Origin of the sequence: Pantoea sp. GCM10028869 (assembly GCF_042666835.1) — a bacterium.
GTDB lineage: Bacteria > Pseudomonadota > Gammaproteobacteria > Enterobacterales > Enterobacteriaceae > Pantoea > Pantoea leporis.
Map to the genome: position 1 here is coordinate 863,913 of NZ_JBHTGO010000001.1, position 21,252 is coordinate 885,164.

General features: G+C 49.6%; 13 protein-coding genes and 1 pseudogene. 7 read left to right on the plus strand and 7 right to left on the minus strand.

The annotated features are described in order from the left end of the window. Positions 1-20 precede the first annotated feature (20 nt). Positions 21-2,009: a sigma-54-dependent Fis family transcriptional regulator gene (locus tag ACFQW4_RS03995; protein WP_377723913.1), complete on the plus strand. Its 1,989-nt coding sequence runs from the start codon at positions 21-23 to the stop codon at positions 2,007-2,009. A gap of 989 nt (positions 2,010-2,998) precedes the next feature. On the opposite strand, the gene ACFQW4_RS04000 is transcribed toward ACFQW4_RS03995, so the two are convergent. Together ACFQW4_RS04000 and ACFQW4_RS04005 are read right to left on the minus strand one after the other, a co-directional pair. Further along, entirely contained in the window at positions 2,999-3,601 is a 603-nt protein-coding gene (locus ACFQW4_RS04000) for a glutathione S-transferase N-terminal domain-containing protein (protein WP_222234250.1), read from the minus strand. 4 nt (positions 3,602-3,605) lie between these two features. Further along, complete coding sequence (locus ACFQW4_RS04005) at positions 3,606-4,457, minus strand: alpha/beta fold hydrolase (RefSeq protein WP_377723915.1); 852 nt, start codon at positions 4,455-4,457, stop codon at positions 3,606-3,608. A gap of 101 nt (positions 4,458-4,558) precedes the next feature. Between ACFQW4_RS04005 and ACFQW4_RS04010 the strand changes: the two genes are divergently transcribed. After that, complete coding sequence (locus ACFQW4_RS04010; protein WP_377723917.1) at positions 4,559-5,431, plus strand: LysR family transcriptional regulator; 873 nt, start codon at positions 4,559-4,561, stop codon at positions 5,429-5,431. A 44-nt stretch (positions 5,432-5,475) separates the two neighbouring features. Here ACFQW4_RS04010 and ACFQW4_RS04015 read toward each other — a convergent pair. Both ACFQW4_RS04015 and ACFQW4_RS04020 read right to left on the minus strand, forming a co-directional pair. Further along, positions 5,476-6,637, minus strand: a pseudogene (locus ACFQW4_RS04015) (IS30 family transposase). A gap of 445 nt (positions 6,638-7,082) precedes the next feature. Further along, positions 7,083-7,382, minus strand: coding sequence for a DUF6678 family protein (locus ACFQW4_RS04020; protein ID WP_225614495.1), 300 nt, complete (start codon positions 7,380-7,382; stop codon positions 7,083-7,085). Between the two features lie 553 nt (positions 7,383-7,935). On the opposite strand from ACFQW4_RS04020, the gene ACFQW4_RS04025 reads away from it, so the two are divergent. Continuing rightward, entirely contained in the window at positions 7,936-9,189 is a 1,254-nt protein-coding gene (locus ACFQW4_RS04025) for a diguanylate cyclase domain-containing protein (protein WP_377723920.1), read from the plus strand. A gap of 549 nt (positions 9,190-9,738) precedes the next feature. Beyond that, entirely contained in the window at positions 9,739-11,283 is a 1,545-nt protein-coding gene (locus ACFQW4_RS04030; protein WP_377723922.1) for a methyl-accepting chemotaxis protein, read from the plus strand. Positions 11,284-11,645: 362 nt separating this feature from the next. On the opposite strand, the gene ACFQW4_RS04035 is transcribed toward ACFQW4_RS04030, so the two are convergent. Together ACFQW4_RS04035 and ACFQW4_RS04040 are read right to left on the minus strand one after the other, a co-directional pair. After that, positions 11,646-14,762 (minus strand): multidrug efflux RND transporter permease subunit, encoded by a 3,117-nt coding sequence (locus tag ACFQW4_RS04035; protein ID WP_377723924.1) that lies wholly within the window; start codon positions 14,760-14,762, stop codon positions 11,646-11,648. A gap of 46 nt (positions 14,763-14,808) precedes the next feature. Continuing rightward, positions 14,809-15,699: an ABC transporter six-transmembrane domain-containing protein gene (locus ACFQW4_RS04040; RefSeq protein ID WP_110866708.1), complete on the minus strand. Its 891-nt coding sequence runs from the start codon at positions 15,697-15,699 to the stop codon at positions 14,809-14,811. An 86-nt stretch (positions 15,700-15,785) separates the two neighbouring features. On the opposite strand from ACFQW4_RS04040, the gene ACFQW4_RS04045 reads away from it, so the two are divergent. Further along, positions 15,786-16,367 (plus strand): TetR/AcrR family transcriptional regulator, encoded by a 582-nt coding sequence (locus ACFQW4_RS04045; protein ID WP_101761064.1) that lies wholly within the window; start codon positions 15,786-15,788, stop codon positions 16,365-16,367. A 463-nt stretch (positions 16,368-16,830) separates the two neighbouring features. Further along, the gene (locus ACFQW4_RS04050; RefSeq protein WP_377723927.1) at positions 16,831-18,000 is read left to right on the plus strand and encodes an ROK family transcriptional regulator; all 1,170 of its coding nucleotides are present in this window, start codon (positions 16,831-16,833) and stop codon (positions 17,998-18,000) included. A gap of 8 nt (positions 18,001-18,008) precedes the next feature. Here the strand turns inward: ACFQW4_RS04050 and ACFQW4_RS04055 are convergent, their stop codons facing one another. After that, entirely contained in the window at positions 18,009-19,436 is a 1,428-nt protein-coding gene (locus ACFQW4_RS04055; RefSeq protein ID WP_377723929.1) for an amino acid permease, read from the minus strand. Positions 19,437-19,928: 492 nt separating this feature from the next. Here ACFQW4_RS04055 and ACFQW4_RS04060 point away from each other — a divergent pair, with 492 nt between their 5' ends. Next, complete coding sequence (locus tag ACFQW4_RS04060) at positions 19,929-21,203, plus strand: Glu/Leu/Phe/Val dehydrogenase (protein WP_110866711.1); 1,275 nt, start codon at positions 19,929-19,931, stop codon at positions 21,201-21,203. The last annotated feature ends 49 nt before the right edge of the window (positions 21,204-21,252 follow it).

Sequence of the window (21,252 nt, forward strand, 5' to 3'; positions counted from 1 at the left end):
AGCTGCAAAGAATGAAATCTATGGACCATTTTCACGAGATGACTTGGGACGAGGAATGGGAGCTTATCGCGAAGCTTAACCATGAGCAGGGATTTGCCGAGTACAATGAAAAACTGGGAATGGCCTGGAAAGCCTTCGAAAAGGGCGATACCCCTAAAGGCCTACGTTCGGCTATTCACGCATCATGGTTACGTAGCCATACGGAAGGCATTGATGCCTATCGTTTTGAATATCAGTTCTGCGATGAGAGCGAGTTACGAAGAATACTGGCGCGGAACGCGCTGTTAATCTCCATCGCGCGCGACATCATGCGTAATCTGCTTGCCTACAATCCTGATGGCCACATTAATCTGACCGATGCCAATGGCATAACACTGCATTTTTGTGGCCAGGATTTAACGCCAGTAGGCAGTATTCTCAGTGAGGCCATATCAGGCACCAACTGCACTGGCCGGTGCCTGAAAGAGAATAAGTTGGTTTATATGCTCAGCGCAGAGAACTATAAAGAAGCGCTGCGCATTCGTGGCAAACATTGTGCGGCTGCCCCTATCAGGGACGAGAACGGCGTTATGCTTGGTGTTCTGACTTTGACTGCAAACCCCGGTTGTTTCCACTATCACACGCTTGGAACCGTCCAGGCCGCTGCCGAGGCGATTTCACAGCAGCTTATTTTGCGGCATCTGGTGAATGAGCAGGAATCAGTGATGGAAGCGCTGAATGAAGGTGTTCTGGTCGTCAGTGAACAAGGCATTATTCGGCAGATAAACCGTTATGCCCGTGAGGTGCTCGGCATACAGGGGGATGTCCGCTTCCGGAATGCTGATCAAGTATTACTTCCTGAAGGTTGCTCGTTGAGGGAGTTGCCAGCCTGTAAGGATCGAAATATTGCTCTTTGCCCAAGCCCTGATTCACGTATTTTATGCGTGATTTCAGTTGTCGTTACTCCCGAAGATGGTCGCGTCATTTCAATGCGTGATAACCGACGTGTGCGAGATATGACGCGTCGTGTTATTGGCAGCAGCGCCAGCTACAACTTTGATATGATCCTCGGCCAGTCAAGAGTAATGCAGGATACCCGTAATAAAGCTCGAAATGCCGGACGCAGTGACAGCACCGTGCTTCTGACAGGAGAGAGCGGAACGGGCAAGGAGTTATTTGCTCAGTCTATCCATAATGGCAGCACCCGCAATACCGGTCCGTTTCTTGCGGTAAACTGTGGCGCGATTCCTCGTGATTTGGTGCAAAGCGAATTATTTGGCTACGAAGATGGCGCCTTCACCGGTTCGAGACGCGGTGGTGCAGCGGGCAAATTTGAACTGGCGGATGGAGGAACACTATTCCTCGACGAAATCGGTGATATGCCTCTCGAAGCTCAGGCAAGTCTGTTAAGAGTGTTGCAGGAGGGTGAAGTGATGCGTATCGGCGGTAAACGACCGCTGAAAGTGAATGTACGTATCGTAGCTGCAACCCACCGCGATTTGAAAAAAGATATTGAAAATGGCTCTTTCCGTCGAGATCTCTTCTTTCGCCTGAATGTGATCAGCTTGCCGATTCCGCCATTACGTTCGAGAAAAGAAGATGTTAAAGAGTTGGCTAACTGGTTCTGTGAAAAAATCTGTCGCGCACTCAATAGAGAACGCGCATTCTTTTCCAGCTCGGCGTTGCAGTTGATGGAAAGCTACGACTGGCCAGGAAATGTGCGTGAGCTGGAAAATATCGTTGAGCGAACCATAAATCTGACCGAAACGGACGATATCCGGGATAAGGACCTTCCAGAGGAGCTTCGTCTACCCGCTTATGCTGATTTAGGTCTACCACGTGAGAAAGTGAAAAGTTTCAATCTTAAGGATGGCGAAAAGACGTTGATCGAACTTTGCCTGATGGAAAAACTGGGCAACATGCGACAAGTCGCCATCGCGCTTAATCTTTCACGCGGTGCACTGTATAACAAGATGAAGAGATATGGGATTGAACCCAGTGATTACCGCAGGTTAAACCATGAAGCTTGACCCCTACAAAACACACAATTTTCATCAGGAGGTCTGCATATCGCTACTCCTGAACTTTAACAGGCCAGAGTAAGCAATCAATTTTTGCATTCCTTACATCCATCACTGACAGTGCGGAATGGTGGCGCACTACGTTTGCAAAAATTGCTGGCGTAATGATTACCACGCAAAATCAGGTATTCAGGTGGATAGTTTGCTTCGCTAGCTAATGAAAAAAAGTGCGGGTTTAGTAAAGTTTGATGCGGTACGAACCTGCAAAGGTTTGCATTAATAATGCCTTTATGAGCGAGGAGCGGACATATTAAATTCGGCTATTTTATTGGTTTCTGTGGTCAGTAAAAATTACCATGCATTACCCTCCCACTATTCAGAATTCATAGATTATATGAGGAAATTACAAAAACTAATTGCCGCTGAGCGTACCGCTTTTTCGCCTTACTCAAGCCTATCTTCAAAGTCGATATCACGTATCGCATCAAAATGCCGAAAGGATGAAGTTGCAGATGCGCATATCCTCATTATGCAGCTCAAATCCGAGTTGGCCACAGTTGCTGATTGGGATGGAGATACACAGGATGACATCTGGAGGGCCATCGAACTGTACAGATCGATCATACTAAAAGTTAGAGAATAAATGGTTGGAGTACGCTTTTGGCTTGAAACCACCAAAGTACATGGGCGAAAGGGCTGCTATGAGCCAAAATCGGCCGTTCAGGTTAAAAATAAGCTTAAGGTTATGTCCATGTAGCCGTGGTATATCAGACAGCCTGGTAGGCTGGTCTGATATTATCCCCATTCGATCCGATATCGTTTTCTTCGGTGCGCTCCCCACCTTCCTGTCCGGTATTCAGTAAACCACAGGGTTCTGTCATCATTTTTACCGCATTCTCATTGGACGTTCTATATGTAATGCATTTGGTACAACATAGATTTCGCCCGAACTGACGTGGACGTAGCCGTCTCAAAAATTAATACGCAACTCACTCTCACTAACTCGAAGGTGTTGCCAAAAATTCCGGTCGCTGTTCGGCCAGCAATGTAAATCTGGTTACTTCCGGATACAACGTACGGCTGATGGTATCCGGCAGCATCGATTCTGTAAAACGCCAGGCTACTGCGATACTGATACCGGCCACTGATAGCATGTCAGGATGACTTTCCCGCAGCCCGTTCTCCAGCGTCTGCCAGGCACCATGAAGTTGTTGAGTTACCCGATTCAGCCAGGGTTGATGCTGTTTTTCTACCGGTCTGAGACGCTGTTCGTACACAATCTGCACCGCTTTTTCACAGGCAGCCAGGGCGAATCCGGTAAGATGCAAATCTCTCAGATCTTCCGCTCTGGACGCTGATGTGGGTGCAGGTGAATGACCGAAATATTTCTCAAGATAATTAATGATTAATGTTGAGTCGATCAGCACCTGATTATCATCTGTGATAAGCGTTGGTACTTTAACGGTTGGATTAATTTTCGTTAAGGCATCAAAATCGCTGAATACCGAAAGCGGCTGTTGTTCGAATTGCATACCCAATATTTTCATGTAGATAGCAACCCGTCTGACATAGGGTGAATCCAGCATTCCGATTAGGATCATAGCGCTACCTCATATTATGTTGATTAACAAAATCAATTAACTGTGCGGCGACAGGCAAAGGGGCATCTTCCATTAAAAAGTGTCCGGCCTGTTCATAGATATGCAGCATGGATGAGGCAATGTCGCGCTGCAAACACCTTCCATATTCAACGGGCTGCCATTCATCTTCGGCGCCCCATAAAATCTGCACAGGCAGCTGGAGTTGCGGCAATTTTTCTGCAAAGTCACTGGTGTAACAGGCATTATAATGCGCAACCTGATGCTGATAAAACGAGGGCTGGCCCACCACGCCACAAAGAGGTGCGAGATAACTTTCCAGCCGCTGCCCTGTCATAAGATGCTTATTGAAAACAGCCATCTTTAACTGGCGAGACATAGCGCGGTAATGCCCAGTGGCAGGGATCAGTGCATAATCCACATAGTTATCCCGCATTGCTTTCCATGTTGGCGAAGGCCAAGAGTTGTAACTTGGAATATCGGCAATCGTAAGCGTCTTCAGCAGGGATGGGTTGTCGAATGCCAGTCTGAGTGAAATTGCCCCGCCGATATCGTGACCAAAAAGATGTATTTTTTCGAGCTGCCAGTGTTCCAGCAGTTTCAGCAGATAACCGACTTGTGCGGAAACCGAGGTATCAGCCGTCAACGGGCGCTCTGATGCGCCGAACCCAGGCAGGTCATACAGGTGAACATGAAAACCCGCATCGACAAATGCCGGCACCAGTGACTGCCAGATTACCGAGTGTGCGGGCGTGCCATGAACCAGCACCAGAGGTGTACCTGAACCATGGACCCCGGTTGCAATGCGACAACCTTTTATCAAAACGTCTTCATTCAGTAATGGGTTGTTAGCGGACATTAGCTTTCTCCATTGTGATTGTTCCTTCCAGGCTATCCGTTGACTGCATATGACACCAGTGACATTATTTCCATCTGTAAACCCACTTTTGTCATACAAAAATGAATAAACGACTCTCTGTCGATGCGCTCAGAGTATTCAGAACCGTGGTGCAAACGGGCAATATGAGTAGGACTGCTTTACTTCTTAACCTGAGCCAGTCCGCTGTAAGCTGGAAGCTCAGACGACTTGAAGATCAACTTCAATGTCAGCTACTTACGCGTATCGACGGAAAAGCCGTTCCGACAGAAAAGGGCAGCGTTCTGCTACGCCATGCGGAAAAAATCCTCACTGAACACGATCATGCCGTGGCGTATTTTTCGCCTTCGGAACTCCGTGGCAAGCTGCGAATTGGGGTCACTGAACATATCTCAATGACAGAAGTATGCGGGGTCATTTCAACCTTCAGTCACCATCATCCCGAGGTGGATGTACAACTGGTGGTGGAGCAAAGTCATCTCCTGCGTCAGCATTTTTCTGAAGGAAGTCTGGAGATCATCTTACATCAGGATTTCGCGGGCACGGCATCGCCGGAAGATAGGGTATTGTGGAGTGAAAAATTATACTGGTGCGCAACGCCTGCCTGGCTGCATGAATCGGATAAGAGCCTGAAGCTTATTACCTGGGGACCCGATTGCTATTACCGTAACCTGGCTGAGGAGAAACTTCGGCAGGCAAAAATTCCATTTTCTGTGATGCTGGAATGTCCTTCAGTAGCAGGTATGATTGCGGCGATAACCACCGGACTGGGGGTGGGAATACTCAATCAATACAGCGTAGAGAAAACGATTTGTAATGTGTCTGAACTTGAGAAATTGATGCCTTTGCCGTCGGTTGATTGCCTGCTTCGCCTGAATAGACACTGCTTCAATCCCGCGAGCGAGGCCTTCTGCGAGATGCTGACCAGGCTGATGCATAAGGCCGCTATTAATTGATGAATACAACGCGATATTAGTCATGTCCGCTTCTGGCTGTGAGTTCAACTGATGGATGCAACACATTGGTTAAAACGCTCTGCGGGTGATTCATAGTCTAGCGTTTTTCTCGGTCTTTCGTTGAGCTGTCTGGCAACGCTGTTTAGTCTTTCTTGGCTGTGAACCGATAGGTCAGTTCCTTTTAGAAAATACTGCCTAAGCAATCTGTTTGTATTTTCATTGGAGCCGCGTTGCCAGGGGGATTGGGGATCGCAGAAGTAAACCTGGATATCTGTGGCTACAGTAAACCGGGTGTGGTTAGTCATTTCAGCACCCCGGTCCCATGTTAATGTTTTATAAAGCTCAGCAGGTAATTCCCGGGCTTGTTTGATGAGTGCAGATATAACCGTTATGGTCTTGTTGTCCCTGATCCTGGCCAGCATAACAAAACGGGAATGACGTTCTACGAGGGTGACGATATAGGAGTTTTTAGAGCCCTGGATCAGGTCACCTTCCCAGTGACCTGGTATGGCTCTGTCGGCGGCTTCAGGTGGCCTTTCGCTGATAGAGATCGTATTCGGGATTGACCCTAATCCTTTCCCTTTAAGCGATGATGTTCTGGATCTACGCACGACTCTTCCGCTTCTGAGGCATTGCTGCAGTTCTTTTTTTAATGCACCTCGGGTTTGTATAAAAAGCGTTTTATATATCGTTTCGTGTGACACATGCATTTCCTGATTATCCGGATAACAGCGTTTCAGCCAACCGGTGATTTGTTCCGGCGACCAGTCCTGATGCATCTTCTCTGCGATGATTTTACACAGTGTTGGTCTTTCAATTAGCTTGCAAGGTTTTGGTCTCAGAGCATTTTCCCACGCAGCAGTATCCGCTTTTGATGCACGGTATTGTTTTGCACCACCGTGCCTCTTGATCTCCCGGCTAATCGTTAAGGGGGCTCTCGAGAGTTTGTTTGCGATCGCCCTGATGCTGATTTTTGCTACCAGCGCTCTGGATATTTACTCTCTTTCATAAAGTGAAAGCGCTAACGGATGACGCTTTCGGACAGGGGGGGCGGTATCCACCAGTCTGGTGGATAGTGGGCATAATAGAAGAATGATATCTGTCGAACATTCTGGCGATATCATGCAAGGAATCACCTTGCTTATATCTGTCCCAGATAATCGCTTTCTGTTCCGGCGTGTAGTTAATACGCGTTCTTCGTTTCATGGCAACGTCCCCCTTCGATTAAGGATAGCGTTGCATCGACCCATTGAACTCACAGCGAATAGCGGACATTGCCAGAAGCATTTTATGAGAATTATCAGGGAGCAGGTCGATCTTGGGATATTATGTTAAGCAACATATTAGTGAAAATCTAAACAGGATGTCATTCCAGTGAATGTAAACAGTTGCCAGACCTGCGGCCAACCGATGAGCAAAACACCAGAAACTATGAATTTTGACTGTGGTGGCGATTGTTTATATTGCATGGCTCGCTATGGTGATCCAGACGCAATTGAGGCCATTGAGAGACTTACTGGCAAAAAAGTTAATGTCTGGGGAAATTTATATAGTTCAAGTGAGGCTAAGGGACGGTCATGAGCGAAAAGCGGAAGCCAATTCGATACTACGATCAAAGTTATCCTGCTGGACGTTTAACGATTTTGTCCAGCTAAAGATAATTCACATTACTGAATGAATCTGCGTACCCAAAAATTCTATAACCGGTTGCAGTCTCCATTCCAGGTAGATGAATAGTCCGAAGAATAGCGCCAACTGAAGCATGCTGATCAGCTGAATTTGTTATCACATCAAGATAGTAGATGTCTAAATAGCCGCCCTCGCTGAAATGATAAAACCACTCGCCATCAACTGCAGTTTCATAGCCATTGATATAAGTGATTTTCCATATAGGAGGCGATTTCATACTGACCATTGCCAGCCTGATCTCATTCCATTTTGTGTTATTCATGCAGCTATAGCGCATTCAATTAACCTCTTAAGAGCAGCTTCGTACAAGTTAGCACACCTTGCTTTTAACAACGTCCGCTTTTGGCACAAAGCCGACATGCGCACTGTACGATCCACTTTAACCGCGAACCAGGTCATGTGTTAACAGCTCGGAGAGTGAGAAAAAGAAAGCAAAGTATGATGACTCAATACTCACCTATAATTGCCCGACTGAAGACGGAGTGGTAAATATTGCCTATGCATTTTCAGACGCGCCCACGCGTATGGCATGAGCATCATATGTCGCTGGATAATACCTGCTCGATAAAAAGCACGAAGCGAAACGCCGTGTCGAGATCGGCGATGTTTAATGCGGGTCACTAAAGATCCTGAACTCATCAGCCGATAAATAGAGATCAGCTCTTGCGGCCCTAAGATGCCTCATAACAGGCTCTGGCAGTGCTGCGATGGAAAGCATGACGTTATCATTATCAGGCACTTTTTTAGCACCTGATGGGTTTTAGCAGCAGAAATAAATGTGTTCAGCATCATCGGCAAACAACGGAATCACCAGCATGAATATCGCGATCAAACCCACACTTTCTGCCGTTTGGTCGACGGATGCACGGGGCATTTGCATTGCCAGCCAGGAAAGCCCTGAAGGCTTATTGCCACTACTTAAAGGCATAACGCTTTGTGAGTGGCTTAGCCTTGCGCTGGTAGAGGAAGATGCAAAAATCGCGATGCAGCTGACAGCGGCATTAGAGTTTAAGACGCCTTTTAATATAGAGGTGCCGATCAAGTGTCTGGATGGAACGATGCGCCATGTGATTGTTTCAGGTCTGCCGGCATGCCAACCAAGTGATTCTCATACACAGTTTAGCGGCTTCGTTTTAGATGTTACCGGACAGCGCAAAGCCCTTCAGGACGCGCTGCGCACGGCGACAGAATATCGTTTGTTGATTGAAAACAGTACTGATCTGATCGCCCACTGTGATGCGGATGGTCGGTACGTTTCGATCTCTCCTTCGTATAGCGAAATGATAGGCTGGTCAGCCGATGAAATGGTGGGCCAACTGGTGGTGGACTTCCTGCATATCGACGATCAGCAGCCTGCTGCGGCAGTTCTGGCAAATATCTTCAACGGTGCTGAGTTACCAGACGTCGTCGAGGTGCGTAAAAGGCATCGTAACGGTCACTACATTACACTTGGCACTAAGGCCTGCGGCGTAAGCGATCCCTCTACAGGTAAAAATATCGGAGCAGTGCTGGTTTCGCGTGACATCACCCGTGATAAAGAAAAGATGTTGATGCTTGAGCTGCTCGCGACCCGCGACACCTTAACCGGACTGCCAAACCGAGCCTGGATCAACGACAAAGTACAATCCATGCTTACGCACGTAGAAGATCCTGCGTATACGACTGTCCTGTTTATCGATCTGAATGGATTCAAAGCAGTTAACGATTCGATGGGGCACGCAATAGGGGATATGTTGCTGCAGCAGGTAAGCGAACGGCTACAAAGTTGCATGCGCCAGGGCGACTCGTTAGCACGCCAGGGAGGAGACGAGTTTGTCGTGGCAGCAACGTGCAGTAGTCATGATGCTGCAGCCGCTATTGCACTGCGCCTCATAGACGGCCTGAAAGATCCTTTTGCTATCAATGGCGTAGAAGTAAAGATCGGCGCATCGATTGGCATCAGCCTGGCACGATTTGGGACAAAAACGGTAAAAACCTTATTTGAAAATGCCGATAGAGCGATGTATCAGGCTAAAGCACGACGTGATGGGTCATATCAATTTTTCCAACCTGATACGCTGCCAATGTGAGATTAAGCCAGCCCGTTTCACATGCTCTCTTCGGCGCTCAACTTCTTTTCCATTTAGCATGATCTTCAAGTATGCGATGAAGCAGGCCAGAGGAGGGCATGCCGCTCGCCGTTACCACGGTTAGGGCAAAATAGACCAGACTTTCAGTATGATTATGGCGTTTGCTGGTATTACAGGAAGCTGTCGTTTCCTTTTCAATCCAATCTGAGTAATGGTAAGAGCGTAACATAAGTTAAATTTTCTCGAAGTAAGCGTGTTTTTAAAACACGCTTCGTTTTTAAAATAATGTAACTAAAAAAATATAAAATATTTTCCCTAAAATAAAGGTTAATTTAAATTGAGTTATTTACGGAGTTAAATTAATCCAAAGCATTTAAAAATGCCAAATTTAACTTAAGTAATCCGTGATAACTCAAGCAGTTCTTATATTTTCCGTGCGTGATGAATTTGAGTGAAGCCCTTATTAATTTGTCGCGCAGGCAGGGTTAATTTCACTGTCTATAATTCCTTTTCTTCGGCAAAGCATCTTGAACTTTAAGAGAATTATAAATGAAAATATCTACACGTCTGGCTGCGGGTTTCAGTCTGCTCATTATTCTTTTCGTATTGTGCACGGGGATTGCTCTGAACGCATTATGGCAGGCGCGGGATGGGATGGAAGATACGGTCAATAACAAGATGAAGCGCTTTACGCTGGTTCAGGATATGCGGGGAATTGCTCGAGATATGGCCATTGCCGTTCGCAACCTGGCTTTACTGAGCGATCCCGTAGAAATGCAGCCTGAATGGCAAAGATTAATCTCGCAGCAGAAAAATTATATTGAGAAGCGCCGTGAGCTGGTGGATAGCATGAGGATCAATGTTTCCTCTCACGGGAAGGAGGCTCTTGAAAAAGTCGTTGCCTCTGAGAGCGCCGCGATGGAGACGTTAATGATCGCAGGTCAAATGGGACTCGATAACCGTCAGCAAGAAGCAACGGTTTACCTCATGAAAACTGCGCGACCGGCGCAACAGGCATTAATGGGATCGCTGGATGCGCTAACGAACATCGAAATGACACTCAGCAAGGATACGATGGCTGAGAACAGTGCATCCACGACACGTACAGCGTTTATTTTATTAATAATGGCGGCGCTCTCGGTGATTATTTCTGGGGTGACCGGTTATTTAATCGTACGTGTACTGATGCGTCAGCTAGGCGGCGAGCCCGCCCAGGCACAGGCACTGGCGGCAGCCATCGCCGCGGGGAATCTGACAACCTCAATAACCTTGCGCCGTAACGATAAACACAGCCTACTGGCATCGTTAGATCGTATGCAGGAGAGTTTACGTGGACTGGTATCACAAATTAAAGACTCGGCTGGATCCGTTGCTTTAGCCGCTGATGAGATATCAAAAGGCAACACTGAACTTTCATCGCGTACTGAACAGCAGGCCGCTGCGCTTCAGGAAACGGCCGCGAGTATGGAGCAACTCACGGCAACGGTGAAAAGTAATACTGCAGGTGCACAGCAGACGGCACAAGTTGCACGTGGGACAGCAGAGCTGGCGCGAGCTGGCGAGGCGGATGTGCAGAAAATGTCGGATACGATGAACGAGATTTCTCTCAGCGCGACAAAAGTGAGGGATATTACTTCCGTCATTGAAAGCATTGCCTTCCAGACCAATATTCTTGCACTCAATGCCGCCGTTGAAGCTGCTCGCGCCGGTGAAGAAGGAAGGGGATTTGCCGTGGTTGCCGGTGAAGTCAGAACGTTAGCACAACGAAGTGCGACTGCTGCACGGGATATCAAACAACTCATTGAGCAGGCCGTAGGGCAGGTGGAAAGTGGTGTGAACGTGGCGACAGGAACCGGGCAGAGCATCATGAAAATCGTCAGCATGGTAGGTGAGCTTGCGGATGCGATGGACGAGATATCTCTGGCTTCTTCTGAACAAATGCAGGGAATTTCACAGGTCAGCATTGCCGTCAGCCAAATGGATGGCGTAACGCAGAACAATGCTGCGTTGGTTGAAGAGTCCTCCTCTGCGTCGCAAGAGCTTTCTGCTCAGGCACATGCTTTACGAGGCATGGTTGAAGCGTTCCAGGTTTAATATTTTCATTTACATTGGGGGCCCTGCTTTAATCTGGGCCCCGCATTGTTTGATTTCTTTTCGTTCGACTCCGTGTGAAAACAGCCTCAGGCAAGCTTACTCTGTGGCTCTTCCTGTTAAGGATGGGTCGCTGAGATGGCGCTAAATACCTTGTCAGTGACGATGGCCGGGTATTATCGCAATATGAACTGCTCAGTTAACAATAAACACGATACCAACAATGTCCGCTCCTGCCAAAGTGGACGCTGTGCATGACAGCGTCCACTATGAGCGAAAAGTGGGTCTTCGCGTTTAAAGCAGGGTTTATTAACATTGTCGATGGATGGCAATGCAATCAACTCAGGATTGCCTGGGCTTAGCATTCAGCCTTTATTTACCCTTTTCAGCAAGCCGCTAAGCTTTTGCACAGCCGATGTGATAATCACAAAAAATACGGGCACAAAGAAGATGGCCAGCAGCGTACCGCTAAGCATCCCGCCGAACACGCCTGTGCCAATCGCATTCTGGGTGCTCTTACTGGCACCGTTTGCCATCATCAGGGGAACCACACCAAGAGTAAAAGCCAGTGACGTCATGATAATTGGCCGCAAGCGTAGTCGGGCTGCTTGCTTGGTTGCCTCAAGCAGCGGTTCACCCTGCGCATAAAGTTGTCGCGCAAACTCTACAATGAGGATGGCGTTTTTGGTTGAAAGTCCGATTAGTGTGATCATACCGACTTTGAAAAAAACATCGTTAGACATACCTGCGAGAAATACCGCCAGTAGAGCGCCAGCCATACCCAGCGGAACGACAAGTATTACTGAAAGCGGTACTGTCCAGCTCTCATACAGCGCGGCAAGCACCAGGAAAACAATAAGAACGGATAAGGCGATCAGCAGCGGCATTTGAGCCGCTGAGCTACGTTCCTGCAGCGAGGTGCCAGTCCACTCGGCGTAATAGCCTGCTGGAAGAGAAGCGGCAAGTCGGTCCATTTCAGCCATCGCTGCCCCGCTGGAGTAACCAGCAGCGGCGCTGCCAGTGATTTTAATCGCCGGATAGCCCTGATAACGACTGAGCTGCTGCGGCGACTGGGTCCAGTCCGTCGAGATAAAGGCCGATAGCGGCACCATCTCACCCGAGGCATTCCTGACGTAAAGCTTGAGTAAATCTGCCAGCTGCATACGGTAACGGGAGTCCGCCTGCACAATAACCTGTTGTACTCGCCCGTTATCTACGTAGTCATTGACGTAGTTTGAGCCAATCGCGACTGACAGCATCTGATTAATGTCGTCAAAGCTGACGCCCATTGCCTGCGCTTTTTCTCTATCTACCTCAAGAGTGGCACTTACACCCGCAGGTAAACCCTCAATGTAGACATCACTGACCACGCCACTGTTATTGGCTTTCTCCGTTAGCTCTGAGGCTGTCTGCAACAATGCTGCAAAACCGCGGCCGGCACGATCTTCGAGGTAGAGGTCAAAACCCGATGAAGTCCCCATATCAGAAATCGCGGGCGGCATCAGGCTCATTACCGTTGCGGCGGGATCGTCATTCATCTTCGTCTGGACAAATTTTGCTGCACCATCAGCGGTTGCGCCTTGCCGTTCGCCCCATTCTTTCAGGGTGGTAAAGGCCATCGCGGTGTTCGGACCGGATCCGGAAAAACCAAAGCCAAAGATGGAGATATTACTGGCAATGCCGGGCCTTTCCATGATCGTTTTTTCAAGCCGATCAACCACATGACGGGTTCTCTCTTGTGTGGCATCTGACGGCAACTGGATCGACGTCATAAAGTAGCCCTGATCGTCTTCAGGGATAAAGGATGAAGGCAGCGCCAGATAGGCAGCAAAAATCACCGCACTCAGCATGGCATAAATCAGCATGACGCGGCCGCCACGGCGTAGCGTGGCGTGCAATGCCAGCTCATAGCTTGTTGTTAGGGTACTGAAGCGGCGGTTAAACATGCCTGCAAAGCCTTTCTTTTCTTCGCCGTGCTGCGCAATCGGCTTCAGCAGGGAAGCACACAGTGCAGGGGTCATCGTCAGCGCAAGAAAAGCCGAGACCAAAATGGAAACGGCCATCGAAAGTGTGAACTGCCGATAGATGACACCAACCGAGCCGGTGGCGAATCCCATGGGAATAAACACGGCGGTAAGCACCAGCGTAATACCGATAATCGCTGGCGTAAACTCGCGCATCGACTCACGTGTTGCTTCTTTTGGCGACAGGCCTTTTTCAACCATCAGGCGCTCAACGCTCTCCACTACCACAATCGCATCGTCAACAATGATGCCGATAGCCAGCACCATGCCAAACATGGTCAGCACATTAATGGAAAACCCGCTCATCAGCATTACGGTAAAAGTGCCGAGCAGCGCCACCGGCGCGACAATGGCCGGAATAAAGGTGTAGCGCAGATTCTGCAGAAATAGCAGCATCACCAGGAATACCAGCACCATGGCTTCAATAAAAGTGTGGATGACTTTCTCAATCGACAGCTTCACAAACGGCGCGGTATCAAACGGCACCGAGAACGCCATGCCCTGCGGCAGCACCGTTGAGAGTTCATTTAGCCGAGAACGCACGCCCTCTGCCGTGCTGACGGCATTGGCACCCGGCATCAGCTGGATCGCTGCGGCAGTAGCCGGATGGCCGTTTTCACGAATCGCGTATGCGTAGCTCTGCAGACCCTGTTCCACGCGCGCCACGTCAGCCAGCCGGACGCGCGAACCGTTACTTAGCGCCTTAAGCGTAATGTTGCGGAACTCTTCCTCAGAACTGAGCTGCCCGCGTACGTTAAGCGGGTAGGTCACAGCTTGTCCGGGCTGCGCCGGTTCATCGCCGATTCTGCCCGGCGAGACCTGGGCGTTCTGCTGGCTTAGCGCGGTGGTAACGTCGCTGACCGAGAGCTTATAGTTAAATAGTTTGACCGGGTCCAGCCATACGCGCATTGCTTTCTCAGCGCCGAACAGCTGTACTTTGCCAACGCCTGGCACGCGGCGTAGTTCCTCAGAAACGTTACGCGCAAAATAGTCGCTAAGGTCCTGTTCGCTGAATCGACCCGAGGGCGAGCGCAACCCGACGATCATCAGAAATCCCGCGTTGGCCGCCTCCACGTTCAGACCGTTCTGACGTACGGTCAGCGGCAGCCGGGATTCAACCACCTTGATTTTGTTCTGCACATCAACCTGAGCGAGCTTGATGTCCGTTCCGGGGTTAAAGGTCACTGTAATGCTGGCAGTGCCTGACGTATCACTTGAAGACTCGAAGTAGAGGATGTCGTCAACGCTGGAGATTTCTCTCTCGATCAACGAGATGACCGACTCATTCATCGTTTCTGGCGTGGCGCCGGGATAGGTCACCGTAATGCTGACGCTCGGAGGAGCCACAGCGGGGTACTGCGCCACGGGCAACTGCGGAATGGCAATTATGCCTGCCAGTACAATAAACAGGGCGATAACCCATGCAAAAACAGGCCTTTCAATAAAAAATTGCGGCATCGGAATATCCGGGAATAAGCAGTAAAATTTGCAGTGTGCGTTAGGATCAGATTTGTTCCGTATGGACGCGGCGGCCGATATCACTCAGCTGGGAGTATTTCTCCAGCAGTTGAGGGCCATTATCCAGGCTGGTAGCGAACATCCACATATAGGTCATGACCGAATAAATGTGCCCGGCACTGATCCCCGTTGTCTGCGTCATCCAGATAATGGTCAGACTAAATAGCATGGCGACAAGCACGCCGATTGACAGATATCCCATTGCTTCGCGATCGGAGAGGCGTATGCGTAATCTGGCGAGCGTGGAGTAATGTCGCTGTAAAGATAACGATGTCGCCCTGCTAACAAAATCAACCTCTTTTTCCAGCCGATTATTGAGTTTGTTATAGAGCACTTCATTTTTACGGGCAAAACCAGGCAGGAAACAGGCCAGTAAAGCCAGGATGACCAAACAGGCAATACCCGCCCAGAATTCGATAATCAGCAACATTACTGCGGCACCCATCATCGAAAACAGCGAAGTGATGAGCATAGGAAAGTGCAGTTCAAAAAAATCAACAAACTCTCTCGACAACACAACCCGTGCTGCAACGGTTGAATGATTAAAGTTATTTTTACGTTGAGTCTTAATCACGGATACCGCCAGGGCCGCATAAATCCTGGCAAAAGTGCGGGTATCAACGCTTCTGCGCGCTGCACCCAGACACCAGATAAATAAGATCAATACGCCATAGAGCATCGCATTTATCGTCTGCCCGGACATGATGGCGTTAATGGAGACGCCAGCCAGGATCGGATACAACAGATAAGTGACGTTTTCGGCAACGACCAATAAAAAAGTAAAGAACAGCTTTTTGCGGTAGCGGTTAGCCAGTGATTTCAGCGTGCCGGAGGCGCTTGTGGTCGGGGAGATAGCCTTTATATTTTCAGTGTTCATGAGTGGTACTTCTGTTAAAATAGAGCAAGTGCTCAATAATGTTATATGTTATTTGAGCAATTGCTCAAAGTCAACTGAGGTAAGAGATGAACGCTAAATCTGAGCTAATGAAAGAGAAAATTCTTAATGCGGTTATTGAGTTATTTACAGAGAAGGGTATTGATAAGGTTAAAACGCGAGATGTTACAGAGTATCTGGGCCTGTCACGAAGCCATATTTACCATTATTTTAAAGACTGGCAGTCGCTGAGTCTTGCGGCAGTAACAAGTTTTATCAATGCAGAAATCAAGGAATTTCGTTTCATTATTCAGCCTTTATCCGCCAGGCAAAAATTGCAGGAATTTATTAACGGGATGATTACCGATGCCCCCGACCCGACCCGTAAATTATATGGTTCCTTATGGTTACTCTCTACTCATGACGAAGCTTACGCGAGTCTGATGCAAACCTTTCTGGATGAGTGGCATGAGGTTCTGGCAAACATTATCCAGACAGGCATGGACGAGCAGTCGTTCCGAATTGTTGATGTGCACCGCGTAGCGCGCCAGTTGGATGCAATGCTGTTTGGTTATAGTGAGCAGATTTTAACCCTGCCATCTAAAGGCTTAGTAGAGCAGGCGAAGGAAGATATCGACGATTTTATCCATAGAAACATACTGACATGCTGATAAAACATTAATTTAGCGTGACGGCTCTGAACTGCAAGGGTGGAGCGGTCAAGACTTAGGGGCGGCAGAAGCGTTTTGCTTCAACTCTGTCTCCTGCAAGCCCCCGGATGGATATATTTAAATTATGAAGTGGGCTATTAAACGGAAAAATAGCTGTACCAGCAACATCCACTGCTGGGATTAACCAAATACAAATACAGCGCCATGCCCGTTCATCAATTATTTCAGACGACAACTCATTCATTCGTAACAGGCGCGGTATTCGCATCGTTGTTAACCGGCCTGGTAGCCGTGGCAGGTTGGCTTTTTATCAAATAACCGTTGGGATGGTCACCAAGGGTTAAAATTATCGACATCCCCACCTCAATCATTCACCTGCCTGAAAGGGTTGTAAAATGTGTGTACGATCAGGGATATTGATGCGGCTATTCGCAGCGCAGGTGACGAAAGGGAAGGGAGCAAGGTGAAAACGTCGGGAACCAATCTGGAACACGCACGGGCGCACAATCGCCGCGTGATCATTGAAGCTATTCGCCTGCACGGCGAATTGACCCGCGCCGAGCTGGCTCGTCTCACCGCGCTGACGCCGCAAACCGTGTCAAATATTGTGGCAGAGCTGGAGCAGGCCGAACTGCTCACCAGTCGCGCGCCGCGCAAACAAGGACGCGGGCAACCGGCAATTCCGGTGACGCTTAATCCCGCCAGCGCCTTTTCGATCGGCATCCATCTTGATCACCAAACGCTGCTGATTGTGCTGGTGGATCTCACCGGCGAAATTCATTTTCGCCGCCTGATTCTGGTACAAAAGCCCCAGCCGGATGCCACATTAGCGTGCATCGCCGACGTGCTCAGCGAAATTAAAACGCAGCTGGGCGATCGCTGGCAGAAAGTGCTGGGCATTGGCGTGGTGATGCCCGGTCCGTTTGGTGTTGAGGGCATCTCTTCAATGGGGCCGACCACGCTGCACGGCTGGGAACAGGTGGACATCGAAGCCAAACTCGCCGCGATGAGCGGCGTGCCGGTGACGTTGGAAAACGATGCCACGGTGGCAGCAATTGGTGAGCGCTTTCATGGCGTCGCGCGTCAGCTCAATTCGTTTGTCTATCTCTACATCGGCACCGGTTTGGGCGCTGGCATCATCATGGATGGCCACGTCTATAGCGGCCATGCGCATAACGCCGGCGAAGTCGGGCATGTGGTGGTGGAGCCGGGCGGACGTGAATGTTACTGCGGCAACCACGGCTGTTTAGAACGCTATGTTTCACTGCAGGCGGCGTACGAGTTTTGCGGGCTCGATCCGATGACCGCTTTGCCGGAAGATTTGCTGGAAGTCGATCCGGCGCTGTTCGATAAATGGATCGATAGCGTGTTAACGCCGCTGCGTCAGGCGATTAACCTGCTGGAATGCATCTTCGATGCCGAAAGCGTGATAATCGGCGGCATGATGCCTGCGGTGCTGCTGGATAAAATCATGCGTCGCCTGCCGCCGCTCTATCAGTCAGTGCGCGGTCGCTACCTCACCGGAACACGCGTAAAGATCGGTATGACCGGCAGCGATACCGCCGCGCTGGGTGCCGCCGCGCTGCCGATTTTCGACGAGTTCAATCCACAGTTTAACGTGTTGATGAAGTAGCGGCCTGATCATGCCGCGACCTTCACTGCCGTTTTCCGCTTCTCCTTCATCTTCCAGCACAGCCACAGCGCAATGAACCACACCGGCGAAGCGGCTAGCGCGGCGAGCGTGTCGGGATCAAATATCATGATCACCACTGAAAACAGGAAGAACATCAGCGTTGCCCACGCCATCATCCTGCCGCCGGGCATCTTAAATTTGGATTTTTGATGCAGATCCGGGCGCTGCCGGCGGTACACCAGATAAGAGACCAGAATCATTCCCCAGCAATAGATCACCAGAATGGCGGCCAGCGTCGAAACGATGGTGAACAGCGTTGTCACATTCGGCACCAGGAACAGCAGCAAGGTGCCGCTCAGCATGCAGAAGCAGGAGAACAGCAGGCTGCGCAGCGGGATACGCGTGGTACGTGAAAGAATACGAAACTGCCAGTGGGCATGCTTCTCGACGGACAAGCCGTATAGCATGCGGGTGCTGGAGTAGACGCCGCTATTGGCGGAAGACATCGCCGAGGTGAGTGCGACGAAATTAATGATCGCTGCCGCCGCAGGCAAGCCGGCTTTGGCAAACAGCGTCACGAACGGGCTGGTATCCGGCGATACCCCTTGCCAGGACGTCACCGCGATGATCACCATCATCGAGAGCAAGTAGAAAATCACAATCCGCAGCGGCAGAGAGTTGATCGCGCGCGGCAAAATTTTCTCGGGATCGCGCGTTTCTGCCGTCATGGTGCCGAGCAGCTCAATGCCGGTGTAAGAGAAAATCGCGATCTGGAAACCAGCCAGAAAACCGGTGATGCCATGCGGCATGAACACCGCAGGATCGGTGAGGTTGTGCACCGAGGCTTTAACGCCATCCGGCGAGGTCCAGCCGGTAAATACCATCCATCCGCCGGTGATGATCAGCGCGATGATGGTGATCACTTTGATCAGTGCAAACCAGAATTCAGCTTCACCAAAAGCCTTCACCGACAACATGTTAAACAGACACAAAATACCGAGGGTAAATAACGCGGGTATCCACGCCGACATTTCCGGGAACCAATACTGCATATACGCGCCGCATACCACCACATCGGCGATGCAGGTCACCACCCAACTTAGCCAGTACGACCAACCGAGAAAGAAGCTGGCTTTGGGGCCGAGATAATCACTGACAAAATCGGCAAACGAGCGATAGTCGAGCCGGCTAAGCAGCACTTCCCCCATTGCCCGCATCACCATATAGCTAAAAAAACCCACCAATAGGTAGATGATTAATATCGAGGTTCCGGCTACCGCAATATTGCGTCCCGCGCCCATAAACAGCCCGGTACCGATCGATCCGCCCAGCGCGATCATCTGAATATGGCGTTCGCTCAGCCCTCGCTGCAGTTTTTGCGGGGCGTCGTGAGCCCGAGCAGGCTGAATCTGCCCTTGTGTAGGTTTGTTAGACACAATGATTCCTTCAGTCTGGCGAAAAGACGCATGACGATGCCTGCCCGCAAGCATCAATGGCAAATATGGGTTGAACCTTAAAGAGGCACGTTTAAATAGATGAAAGAAAAACGAAATTAATAAAACGCTAATTCATGATGGAGGTTTCCAGCTGGGTTTTACTCATCGTGGTGGCGAGTGTTAACAAAGTCAATGCGGAAAAATAACAGTTTATTCACTTTTTGATGACCATCAAAGAACTGAAAAATAGGGATAAAATCAAAATTTATGCAATTAAGTGCATAATTAATGCATGGATATGCGCCATATGTGGCTCTTTTTTAATGCTTAGTTATTCATTTATTCAGGCATTTTTGTGTCGAAAAAGTTAAACCCCTCTTATTTGGCCTGACCCGCTTGTCTGAAAAGGTGTTAAATTACTTTCCGTCTAGTGCAATGCATTACCTTTCCACGTCTTTTCAATATAAATAACTCTGAACCTACAGGCTTCTCATGGAAAAGTTATCTTACGCTTCTGAAAGCAGTACATCTCCCTGGACTACCTACCTGAGCCAAATTGACCGTGTTGCGCCTCATCTTGGTGAATTGTCTCGCTGGATAGAAACCCTGCGTCACCCCAAAAGAGCACTGATTGTCGACATCCCGGTGCAGATGGATGACGGCTCGATTCGCCACTTCGAAGGCTATCGCGTACAGCACAATCTCTCACGCGGGCCGGGCAAAGGGGGCGTGCGTTACCATCCTGCTGTCGATTTGAATGAAGTGATGGCGCTATCCGCCTGGATGACCATCAAGTGTGCGGCGGTTAACCTGCCTTATGGCGGCGCCAAAGGCGGCATCCGTGTCGATCCGCACTCGCTGTCTGAAGGTGAACTGGAGCGATTAACCCGCCGCTACACCAGTGAAATCGGCCTGATTATTGGCCCGCAGAAAGATATTCCCGCACCCGATGTCGGCACCAATGGCAAAGTGATGGCGTGGATGATGGATACCTACTCCATGAATCACGGCACCACCATTACCGGTGTGGTCACCGGTAAACCGATCCATCTTGGCGGCTCGTTAGGGCGTGAGAAAGCGACGGGGCGTGGCGTATTTATTACCGGTCGGGAAGTGGCACAACGCTCCAATATCACCATTGAAGGCGCACGCGTGGCGCTGCAGGGCTTTGGTAATGTCGGTAGCGAAGCCGCGCGTCTGTTCGCCGAAGCCGGTGCGCGTGTGGTGGTGATTCAGGATCACACCGCAACCTTACTCAACGAAGGCGGTATTGACTTAGCCGCGTTGACTGCATGGCAGATCGAACATAAACAGATTGCTGGCTTCCCTGGCGCGCGAGAGATCGACAGAGAGCAGTTCTGGACCACCGCCATGGATATTCTGATCCCGGCGGCGCTGGAAGGACAAATTACCCGCGAGCGCGCAGAAGTTATTAGTGCCAAACTGGTACTGGAAGGGGCAAACGGCCCAACTTATCCGGATGCAGATGATATGCTCGCGAGTCGCGGCGTGCAGGTGGTGCCAGACGTAATCTGTAACGCTGGCGGGGTAACGGTGAGTTACTTCGAATGGGTGCAGGATATGGCGAGTTTCTTCTGGAGCGAAGATGAGATTAACCAGCGTATGGACCGCATCATGACCGAAGCCATGGTTCACGTTTGGGACAAGGCCGCCGAAAAGCGCTGCTCGCTGCGCACTGCCGCTTATATCGTTGCCTGCGAACGTATTTTACTGGCACGTAAAGATCGCGGTATTTATCCGGGCTAATTAATTATATTTTAAGTTTATTTAAATAAAAGGATAAACGCCTTCGTAG

What these genes read in the sequence shown, in the direction of transcription:
- ACFQW4_RS04045 (WP_101761064.1), top strand. Translation starts at nt 15,786, where the DNA reads ATGAACGCTAAATCTGAGCTAATGAAAGAGAAAATTCTTAATGCGGTT.
- ACFQW4_RS04020 (WP_225614495.1), bottom strand. Translation starts at nt 7,382, where the DNA reads ATGAATAACACAAAATGGAATGAGATCAGGCTGGCAATGGTCAGTATG.
- ACFQW4_RS04010 (WP_377723917.1), top strand. Translation starts at nt 4,559, where the DNA reads ATGAATAAACGACTCTCTGTCGATGCGCTCAGAGTATTCAGAACCGTG.
- ACFQW4_RS04030 (WP_377723922.1), top strand. Translation starts at nt 9,739, where the DNA reads ATGAAAATATCTACACGTCTGGCTGCGGGTTTCAGTCTGCTCATTATT.
- ACFQW4_RS04025 (WP_377723920.1), top strand. Translation starts at nt 7,936, where the DNA reads ATGAATATCGCGATCAAACCCACACTTTCTGCCGTTTGGTCGACGGAT.
- ACFQW4_RS04040 (WP_110866708.1), bottom strand. Translation starts at nt 15,699, where the DNA reads ATGAACACTGAAAATATAAAGGCTATCTCCCCGACCACAAGCGCCTCC.
- ACFQW4_RS04035 (WP_377723924.1), bottom strand. Translation starts at nt 14,762, where the DNA reads ATGCCGCAATTTTTTATTGAAAGGCCTGTTTTTGCATGGGTTATCGCC.
- ACFQW4_RS04000 (WP_222234250.1), bottom strand. Translation starts at nt 3,601, where the DNA reads ATGATCCTAATCGGAATGCTGGATTCACCCTATGTCAGACGGGTTGCT.
- ACFQW4_RS03995 (WP_377723913.1), top strand. Translation starts at nt 21, where the DNA reads ATGGACCATTTTCACGAGATGACTTGGGACGAGGAATGGGAGCTTATC.
- ACFQW4_RS04005 (WP_377723915.1), bottom strand. Translation starts at nt 4,457, where the DNA reads ATGTCCGCTAACAACCCATTACTGAATGAAGACGTTTTGATAAAAGGT.
- ACFQW4_RS04060 (WP_110866711.1), top strand. Translation starts at nt 19,929, where the DNA reads ATGGAAAAGTTATCTTACGCTTCTGAAAGCAGTACATCTCCCTGGACT.